8 protein-coding genes are annotated in these 9783 nt (G+C 40.2%); 5 read left to right on the top strand and 3 right to left on the bottom strand.

The features are described 5' to 3' along the window. The first annotated feature begins 266 nt into the window (after nucleotides 1-266). Both ACKTT2_RS14480 and ACKTT2_RS14485 read left to right on the top strand, forming a co-directional pair. Entirely contained in the window at nucleotides 267-1085 is an 819-nt protein-coding gene (locus ACKTT2_RS14480) for a foldase protein PrsA (RefSeq protein WP_407887965.1), read from the top strand. Between the two features lie 244 nt (nucleotides 1086-1329). Continuing rightward, complete coding sequence (locus tag ACKTT2_RS14485; protein ID WP_407887967.1) at nucleotides 1330-2244, top strand: SMP-30/gluconolactonase/LRE family protein; 915 nt, start codon at nucleotides 1330-1332, stop codon at nucleotides 2242-2244. 398 nt (nucleotides 2245-2642) lie between these two features. On the opposite strand, the gene ACKTT2_RS14490 is transcribed toward ACKTT2_RS14485, so the two are convergent. After that, nucleotides 2643-3239, bottom strand: a complete 597-nt coding sequence (locus ACKTT2_RS14490; protein ID WP_407887969.1) for a TetR/AcrR family transcriptional regulator — start codon at nucleotides 3237-3239, stop codon at nucleotides 2643-2645. 119 nt (nucleotides 3240-3358) lie between these two features. Further along, complete coding sequence (locus tag ACKTT2_RS14495; RefSeq protein ID WP_407887971.1) at nucleotides 3359-4489, bottom strand: GmrSD restriction endonuclease domain-containing protein; 1131 nt, start codon at nucleotides 4487-4489, stop codon at nucleotides 3359-3361. A 407-nt stretch (nucleotides 4490-4896) separates the two neighbouring features. On the opposite strand from ACKTT2_RS14495, the gene cysH reads away from it, so the two are divergent. The 3 genes from cysH to bchD all read left to right on the top strand — a co-directional run bounded on the left by cysH (nucleotide 4897) and on the right by bchD (nucleotide 9033). Beyond that, entirely contained in the window at nucleotides 4897-5616 is a 720-nt protein-coding gene (gene cysH / locus ACKTT2_RS14500; protein ID WP_407887973.1) for a phosphoadenosine phosphosulfate reductase, read from the top strand. Nucleotides 5617-5946: 330 nt separating this feature from the next. Continuing rightward, nucleotides 5947-6762, top strand: coding sequence for an EndoU domain-containing protein (locus ACKTT2_RS14505; RefSeq protein WP_407887975.1), 816 nt, complete (start codon nucleotides 5947-5949; stop codon nucleotides 6760-6762). A gap of 204 nt (nucleotides 6763-6966) precedes the next feature. Then, nucleotides 6967-9033, top strand: a complete 2067-nt coding sequence (bchD, locus tag ACKTT2_RS14510) for a magnesium chelatase ATPase subunit D (protein WP_407887977.1) — start codon at nucleotides 6967-6969, stop codon at nucleotides 9031-9033. 90 nt (nucleotides 9034-9123) lie between these two features. On the opposite strand, the gene ACKTT2_RS14515 is transcribed toward bchD, so the two are convergent. Further along, nucleotides 9124-9783: sigma-70 family RNA polymerase sigma factor (locus tag ACKTT2_RS14515; RefSeq protein ID WP_407887980.1), on the bottom strand; the 660-nt coding region annotated here is incomplete at its 5' end.

The raw sequence follows: 9783 nt of genomic DNA on the forward strand, positions 1-9783 counted from the left end.
AATTGTGGTCTATTAACCTGAAAATTGCTGTAATAGAATTTTACCTTTCTACTGAGCCTTCAAATTCCCGATTTCTTGAAGAAGTCAGGAATCTGACCTGTTTTGTATGTAAACTATGAGAAATACAATTAAAATACTTTAGAAGAGCTAAGTTTCTTGTTATACCATCATTAAGTATATATTTTATACTTTTTATCTACGTGTAATTACTAAACAGGGTACTTGCCGATCTAGAACTTTTTTGATATTGTTGAACTTTAACGTTTATGACCCCAATTTTACAAATAGGTTCGCAAATAATTACAAAAGCAAACATTGTTCCTATACTCAAGCAGTATGGAATTTTACCACAGTTAGTCCAAGAAATGGTCGTAGAATCGGCAATTTCCAACATCTCCTTATCACAAGAAGAAATAACTCAGATTTATAAGCAGTTTTACCAACAGCAACAGCTGAATTCGGATGCCGATCTTGAAGCTTGGTTGCAAGCCCGTGGATTAGACCGCAAACAACTCGATTATCAAGTAACCCGTAACGTTAAACTCGAAACCTTCAAAAAAACAACTTGGGGAGATAAATTGCAATCTTACTTTGTCCAACGCAAAGTCAAGTTAGATAGAGTCGTTTATTCCCTCATACGGGTGAAAGACATTTGTATCGCTCAAGAATTATACTTCCGAATTCAAGAAGGAGAACAATCGTTTAGCGAACTAGCTCGCGAATATTCAGAAGGTCCCGAAGCACAAACAGGAGGTATACTCGGTCCAGTGGAGTTAGGAGTTCCCCATCCAGCTTTAGCAAAAATGCTATCATCCATTCAGCCCGGTCAACTTTTACCACCCACACCTCTAGGCGATTGGATTGCGATCGTGCGGCTAGAAAAGTTTTTACCAGCACAATTAGATGAACCAACAAAACAACGTCTGCTGAATGAATTATATGAGAACTGGCTGCAAACTCAGTTAAAAGAGTTTATGCAGAATCTTAAAGAAGATTTTCCAGAAATTCAAAATGGCGGCACGGGAATTGACAGTCTCGATAGTGCTTCCCGTGTGATTAATTCTGATGCCAATAATTTAAGATAGAGCGATAAAATCTTATTTTAGCAATGTTGTCGCTACCACAATAGAAATTAAATATATGTGGAGGTGATACTTGTCAGCACCCCGCACGCTTCGTGACGGAGCTTCGTGCTTGGTGCATTTTAGTTAGCTGACTAGCCTAAGTTCTTAATCGAACTACGTTATTGAATTTGATTAATTTGTAACATATAAGTAAAGTAAAACTAAAAGTTGTGAAAACTTAATGCAATAACAATGGTAAATCTATATGGAAAATTCAGTATTGTTACCCTTTATTTACGCACAGACGCCGATTGAATTGGCTCCTGCCAAAATCATTACCTCGTTTCCAGTCAATACTTTCTTAGAAAATCTAGCGATCGCCCCAGATGGCACAATATTTGTCACAAATCATGAGGTTGGCAAAATTGTTCGCATTAGTGCAAATGGGAATCAGCAGATCCATGCCAGTGTTGAAGGTAAAGTCAGTGGTTTAGCCTTCACTAGTAACGGGAGTTTAGTGGTGACTGGATGGAATGCTAATTCTATACCAGTGGTTTCGCTAGTTACCGCAGATGGCACGACAGAAACGTTGTTGACACTGCCAGAAGCGATATTTCTCAATGGTATTACTCCAATGGGTGACACTCAGTATTTAGTGGCAGATTCTTATCGGGGTGCAATTTGGTTAATTGATGTTACCCAACGCCGTAGCGCCATCTGGCTAGAACATTCTTTACTAGCTCGTAGCAATTCGGAAAATGTCATTCCTGCTGCTAATGGTTTGAAGCGTTTTGGTAACTTCCTCTACGTTTCAAATACGGAAAAAATGTTGCTGTTACGGATTCCTATTGGCATGACAAATGAACCCGGTGAGCCGGAAATCTTTGTGGAGCAGACCAATATTGATGACTTTGCATTTGACGTGGAAGGCAATCTTTACGGAGCAACGCACATTTATAACAGCGTGGTGAAGATTACACAATATGGTAGTACAACTATCATTGCTCAAGCCGAACAGGGTGTAATTGGTAGTACAGCAGTTGCTTTTGGTCGAACACAAAGCGATCGCACCGCCATCTATGTTGTGATGAATGGGGGAATGTTTTTACCACCTCCTACAGGTGTCGTTCCTGCCAACATTGTCCGACTTGAAGTCGGAAAAGCTGGGTATGTCTTTTAGTGGGACTTAAACAAACTCCCTTTTCCCCCAATCCCTTGTCCCTTAACATATTTTTACAAAATGCCAAAACCCCTCTCATTATTGGAGGGGTTTTTGTAAAGTTTTTTATTAAATTTAAAATTTTTTGCTCTAGAAGAGGCTCATGATGGTAATGATGCCAGCACTTGTAATTACAACCAAAGCTCCCATTGCAACTGATACACCGAGTGGATTTGGAGTATTTGAACCGTTCATTTTTTTAAACCTTTGCTTCTTAGATATTTTTTTAACGATATCAGTATAGCTACAAAGTTCAATCGAATCATGGTAAAACTTAAAAAAGCTTTACGTAGCTTAATAAATAATGCAGTGTTTGCTAATTTGAACAAAAATACTCTCCCGCAGTCCTCACTAAAAAATTAAGAGGCACTTACTTGGCAAAACTCTGCAATCATTTGAGCTTTAACTCGATCTAAAGGAAAAGTCTGTGGATAGGTAGAAAACATCAACATAATGCCTTGTAGGGTAGAGGAAAAGTAGAGCGATCGCTCTCTAGGATTTTCTACCCCAAGCTTGGTAAACATCTCTGTCTGCACCTCAAACTGTCTGGCTTGTTCATCCATCAATTTTTGGCTATATTTTGCTACAATTGGATCGAATTTTGGTTGGGTAAATAGATTGAGGTAAAACCGAAACACTTCCGGTTTGCGACGCACATCCTCTAATGCCCCTTCCGCAATATGCCGAATTTGTTCTGTAGGTGTTGGCTTTGCTGCTGCTGCATTCATGACTTCTAACACATCATTGATACGCATATCAACGATCGCCGATAGCAAATCTTCTTTACCCTTAAAGTAGTGATACAGCAATCCTTTGGAGATTTGCGCTTGCTTGGCAACATCCTCAATCGACGTTGAGTAATAGCCCTTCTCGCAGAACAAACTCATTGCCGCCTTAAGAATTTGTTCGGTAGTGGCGCGGCGGATGCGATCGTTTTCGGCTGGGGTGCGCGGCATTCTTGTGACTCGGTAATTAACATAAAAATCTCTTCTAAATTATCCATAAAGCTGGTTGCTGGCTCAAGCACGTTGGTCACTAGATAACTTATCACTTAATTGTTCAGCAGTTCGGATACTCATAAAGGTGAAAATACCTTTCTACCAAGTGGAATAAGATAGGGTAAACGTCTTGCCGCGTTCACTCCTGCTCCTGACCATTTTTGATATGTTGGATCTGACCAAAGGTTTTTTATCCGCTCAGATATTTGGTTTGTTGGAGGTAGATTTTGATAGTTGTATCCAATTCCCAGTGCTATTACCTCATATGCAGATAATAAAAATCCTCCAAGGAATCTGTCTTTCTCAGATTTATATCGTCTGAAGCTATTGTCCCATATCACTTCATTAAGAGTATTAAATGTCACATCAAATGCTCTCTCTATATGACTTCCATCCCAATCTTTTTTAACAGCCATGTCACGCATTCTATCTGTTAAAAAAACGCTTACATCTCCGCCCAAACTTTGAATACTTTTATCATCTTCATTAAATAAAAGAATAAAACGTAATACTAATTCCATATCATATTGTTCTTCATAAAGTCGATCGCTCAAACCAATGCAGCTTTTAAACACCTCACGATCTGCAAGTGAACGCATTAATTTGTATAAATCTTTATCCAACATCAACAGAATGCAATTTCTTACTTCTTGTGGCGTTGCAATTGAGCCTCCTGTATTTAGTCGTTGAAACAGCTCGTATTTAATCATTGGATCGCTTTCTTTTTCAACAATATTGACTGCGATTTTTGCTCGCTTTATCAATAAACGTTGTGCCTGAGTTAAAGAGTTTTCTTTATCGTCTGGATCGTCCCACTTTTTCCCTGCTAAGGAAGGTAAATAGGTAGTTTTTTGTAAAATAAACAAAGGTTTATCTCGTTTTTGAAATGATGTCTCTTGTTCTTGAGTATCGGATTTAAAGATACCCACAAATTCATATATAGTTGATAGTCTCTGTAAACCATCGATAACATCCCAAATACCATCATCTCTTTGACTTACAAAAATTGGCGGAATTGGTATGCCTAAAAGAATTGATTCTATAAAAGTGGATTTTTGATGATCTGACCAACGAAAAAATCTTTGAAAATCTGGATGAATATCGATTTCATCGTTCTCATAAAGACTAATCCACTCACCAATAGACATTGAGTAGCCATCTGTCCGAATTTCTTGCCTTGTTTTGTCAATCTCTTCTTGTAGAGACATGGGTTAAAATGTTCTAGGTATTGTTAAGTTAACTAGTCTTGCATAACTGCAATATTTTGGATATTTATATCTCGAATTGAGTGCTAGGAATTATATAGCAATCCTAAATCATTTGTAAAATTCTCTCTTCTCTCTTTCCTTCGTGCTCTTTGCGACGCCCTAAGTTGCAACGGGGGAACGCTCCGCAATCACCTCAACCTTTGCCGTTAATAATTTTTACTGAGGCTCTCTTCAGCCACCGCTCTAGAGATGGAAGACTTATTTGCCAAGTCGTTGCTGGTGTTACAAGATACTGCTTTATATCCAATGTACCGAATTTAGCTTTTCCAGAATTCCGACCAAGTTATGTGCCATTATGGTGTAAAATTAGGTTACATTTAAGCTAGGAACAATTGGACTGGAAAATTATGACCACTGCGTTTAGACCTCAAGCTATCACTTTCGACTTGGACAAGTTAAATGAAAGATTCGAGACTGCCCATCCAAGAGAAATACTGGCATGGTCTGTGCAAAATAACCCAACTGGACTGGTACAAACCAGTGCTTTTAACGTCGATGACCTAATCATTACCGATATTCTGTATCGAGACCTCAAGCATCCAGTCCCTGTTATCTTCCTTAATACCCTGTACCACTTCCCACAAACACTGGAACTTGTTGCCAAAGCAAAAGACATTTACAACCTGGATTTGAAAGTTTACAAAACTCCCGATGTAGATAGTCGCGAAGCTTTTGTCGCCAAATTTGGGGAAGCACTTTGGGATAAAGACATTCTTAAATTCCATGAAGTTACCAAGATAGAACCTTTGCAAAGAGGTCTATCTGAACTTAACACCATTGCTTGGATTACTGGACGCCGCCGAGATCAAGCTGTTACCCGTGGCAATATGCCTATCTTTGAATTAGATGGTAACCAGCGCCTTAAGATCAATCCTCTGGCAAATTGGACGCGCCAACTATCTTGGGAATACGTTGCCGAACATGGTGTTATTTATAACCCCTTACACGACCAAGGGTATCCAAGCATTGGCGATCAACCTATTACAACCCCAGTAGCTGATGGTGAAGATGAGCGTGCTGGACGCTGGCGGGGAACTGGTAAAACAGAGTGTGGAATTCATATTTAATAATATCCAAGAGAATCCCAGCCCTTTCAAAGGGATGTAGGAATTCTGTAAGTCCTCGGTGAGGTGGAACTCCCATCACTTGAGGACTCATTTTTTGTTAGGTACAAGCACTGTTATATATAGGAGTCATAAATGATTTGTGAAGAATTTTAAGTACTGTAGTACTGTAGGGTGGGCATTGCCCACCAATAGGATCGTGTGGTGGGCAATGCCCACCCTACTACGTATATTTCAAAAATTAAATACGATTGCTATATGTCTGTCCATAACTCCAGTATATTTGATAATAAATGATGATACTGATATTGATTTTGCCATATTCTTTGTTATATGAATCTCAAGCAATTGACTCCGATTTTTGTTATCTATTTACTGACTTGCCCAATTTGGTTACAAAACTCTGCAAAGGCTCAGCAGCAAGATATCAAGCTCATCCCCTTTTTTGACAATGAAAATAATCCTATACCTGTGGACTATCCTGAAGGACAACAGGTAGATATTTCCCCACCACCACCTCAATTGAATTCCTTTGACAAAGCTGTATTGAACGTCTGCGGCTCTATAGGTACTAGAGTTAACTCTAATAAATTTAGGAAGTTGCTGTCATATTATCCAGATGTCGTGCAAAAACTTCAGCAAGTTACTAATGGAGAATTGCTTCCGGGACGCAAGAAAAAAGAGCAATTTTTAGAAGATTTAACAGAAATTTGGTTTAAGCGTCGCGGATTTGAACACATTTTTTGTGGAGAAATATATAACGCTAATGATATCGGGGGCTTACATTTTTATGGCAGATATTTAGAATTACAAAATCTGGGAATTGGAGGACGCTTTGTTAGCGATAAAACCCGCGAAGAAGTTGTTCCTGGTGTTATATATACATTAGGAGTTGTTATCAAGCAAGGTAACCAAATAGTGACAGACGTTATTAAAGGATACGGTTATCTGAGTAATGCTCAAGAAATGCTTTTAGATGTCACTAAAGTCTTTAAACTGCAAGGAGAAACTGACGGAGCTTGCATATATAATGCACGAGACCAAGAAACTGGAAAAATTTTCCCTACAGTCTTTGTCAGGAAGGAAAAGGCAATAATTACGTACTACACTGATGCGACTCCTAGTGGTGAAAAATGTAAAGATTCTTAATTGTTCAATTTTTTAACTAAAAGTTAAATCACAGGCAATCAGTAGTTAACAATGAGCGGGCGTAGGGTGGGCATTGCCCTACAACGTGATAATGGTGGGCTTTAGCCCTACCTACAAAATTCGGTAATATTAGAACCCAAAGGGAGCAAGAACAATCATGTTTGGTATGCTGAAAGTCTAGACTAACTTTTATGCTAACTGTCTATGCCCGCGCCTACCATCAACCCTCTCAGTACAGCCTTTCCCTTGACAGCCGTTGTCGGTCAAGAAGCAATCAAGATAGCCCTGCTGTTAGCTGCAGTCGATCCGGGTTTGGGAGGTGTAGCGATCGCAGGTCGTCGCGGTACGGCAAAATCAGTTATGGCGCGTGCCATCCATGCCTTACTCCCACCAATTGAAGTTGTTAAGGGTTCTATCAGCAATTGCGACCCCAATCATCCAGAAGAATGGGATGATAAAATTCTAGAAAATCTTGTAGGACAGGCATCTTGTCAGTCAGTAGAAACAGAAATCATACCCGCACCTTTTGTCCAAATTCCATTGGGCGTGACAGAGGACAGACTTTTAGGTTCTGTAGATGTGGAAGAATCCGTTAAACAAGGGGATACTGTTTTTCAACCTGGTTTGCTTGCTCAAGCAAATCGAGGCGTTCTTTATGTGGATGAAATTAATTTATTAGATGACCAAATATCAAATCAACTTCTCACGGTTTTATCTGAGGGACGCAACCAGATAGAACGAGAGGGCATTAGTTTTCAGCATCCCTGTAAGCCCTTATTTATCGCCACCTATAATCCAGAAGAAGGGACTCTGCGGGAACACTTACTCGATAGAATTGCGATCGCACTTTCTGCTGATGGTGTCCTTGGTTTAGACGATCGAGTCCAAGCAGTAGAAAAAGCAATTTCCTACTCCCAATCGCCGCTAGAATTTCTCAAACAGTATAGCGAAGATCTAGACGCCCTGAAAACTCAAATTATCTTGGCACGGGAATGGTTAAAAGAAGTTACCATCACCCACGAACAAATCGCTTACTTAGTAGAAGAAGCAGTGCGTGGAGGAGTTCAAGGACACCGTGCTGAAATATTTGCCGTGCGAGTTGCCAAAGCATCTGCAGCTTTAGATGGGCGCACGCAAGTGACTGCTGAAGATTTGCGGCGTGCTGTAGAACTCGTTATAGTTCCACGGACAACTATTGTACAAACACCTCCGCCTGAAGAACCACCACCACCTCCTCCCCCACCTCAGGATCGGGAAGAACCTCAAGATGATTCCGAACAAGAACAAGAGGAACAGGAACAAGAGGAAGAAAACCAAGAACAGCAAGAACAAGAACCACCTAGCGTTCCTGAAGAATTTATCTTCGACCCAGAGGGAGTGATTCTCGACTCTAGCGTACTTTATTTTGCTCAGATGGCACAACGACAAGGAAAATCTGGCAGCCGTAGCTTACTTTTTTCAGAAGATCGGGGACGATACATCAAACCGATGTTACCCAAAGGAAAAGTACGGCGTATTGCAGTAGATGCCACTCTCCGAACTGCAGCCCCTTATCAGAAAGCAAGACGACAGAGGTATGAGAATAAGGGACAAGGAGAACCTTCCCCCAAAAAACGAGTATTTGTAGAGCAAGGTGATATCCGTTCAAAGCGTTTGGTGAGAAAAGCGGGCGCTCTTGTTATTTTTATTGTGGATGCTTCGGGTTCTATGGCATTGAACAGAATGCAATCAGCCAAAGGTGCAGTGATGCAACTCCTGACAGAAGCATATCAAAACCGCGACCAAGTGGCTTTAATTCCTTTTAGAGGAGAACAAGCAGAAGTTTTATTACCGCCAACTCGTTCTATTGCACTAGCGCGTAATCGTCTTGAAAGATTACCATGCGGTGGTGGTTCGCCACTCGCTCATGGTTTAACGCAAGCTGTACGTGTTGGTTTAAATGCTCAAATGAGTGGTGATATCGGTCAAGTCGTAATTGTAGCGATTACCGATGGACGAGGAAATGTTTCTTTGTCGCGTTCTTTGGGCGAACCTCAAGAACCAGGGGAAAAACCAGATATAAAAGCAGAGTTGTTAGACATTGCAGCCAGAATACGAGCGTTGGGAATGCAGTTGTTAGTAATAGATACTGAAAGTAAATTTGTTTCTACTGGATTTGCTAAAGAGTTAGCCAAAAATGCTGGAGGTAAATATTATCATCTGCCTAAAGCTACCGACAAAGCTATTGCTGCTATGACAAAAGGGGCAATTGCTGATTTGAAAAATAATTAAATTTGTCCTTTGTCCTTTGTCATTTGTTATTTGATGAATCCTAATGACCAATGACTAATGACTAATGACCTTTTGACCAATGACTAATAACTAAGCACTCGTTGCAACTGCTTGTGGTTGTAACATGGTAACTAGGTCTTGAATTCCTTTTTGGAGATATCTCGTGACTGTCATTGGACTGGTACCAATTTTCTTGGCTGCATCTTTACGAGACAGTTCTTTCAAGTACACCATTTCCACTGCCATACGAGGTTTTTCTTCTAGCTTATTAATTGCTCCTTGAAGTTGTTGCTGTTCTTCTTCTAATTGTTGAAGAACGGCAGTACGAGGACAAGGGAGTGCTTCTCCTAGGGTGATTTGGCAGTCAACATTTTGAACGATAGTAGCATCTAAGCTCAAAGGCAAGCGGTTTTGAGTAGCTAACTTGGTTTCTTGCCATTCTTGTACGGAGACCTTAAGTTCTCTGGCAATTTCTGAATCTTTGGGAGGACGACCTAAAGTCAGTGCTAATTCTTTACGAACTTTTTGTCCTTCATTATACAACTCTTGCCAGCGACGAGGAATTTTTAATAAAGTGCTGCGATCGCGTAAAAAGTGCAGCATCTCTCCACGAATATAAGGAACTGCAAAGGAACTAAAAGCGTATCCTTGAGTTGGATCGAAGCGCTCAATAGCTCTGATGAGACCAAAATAACCAATTTGTTCTAAATCTTCATATGGTTCGTTACATTGATGGCTGAATTTATGAGC

The sequence above is a fragment of the Scytonema hankhaensis NUACC26 genome (assembly GCF_045865695.1).
Lineage (GTDB): Bacteria > Cyanobacteriota > Cyanobacteriia > Cyanobacteriales > Nostocaceae > Scytonema.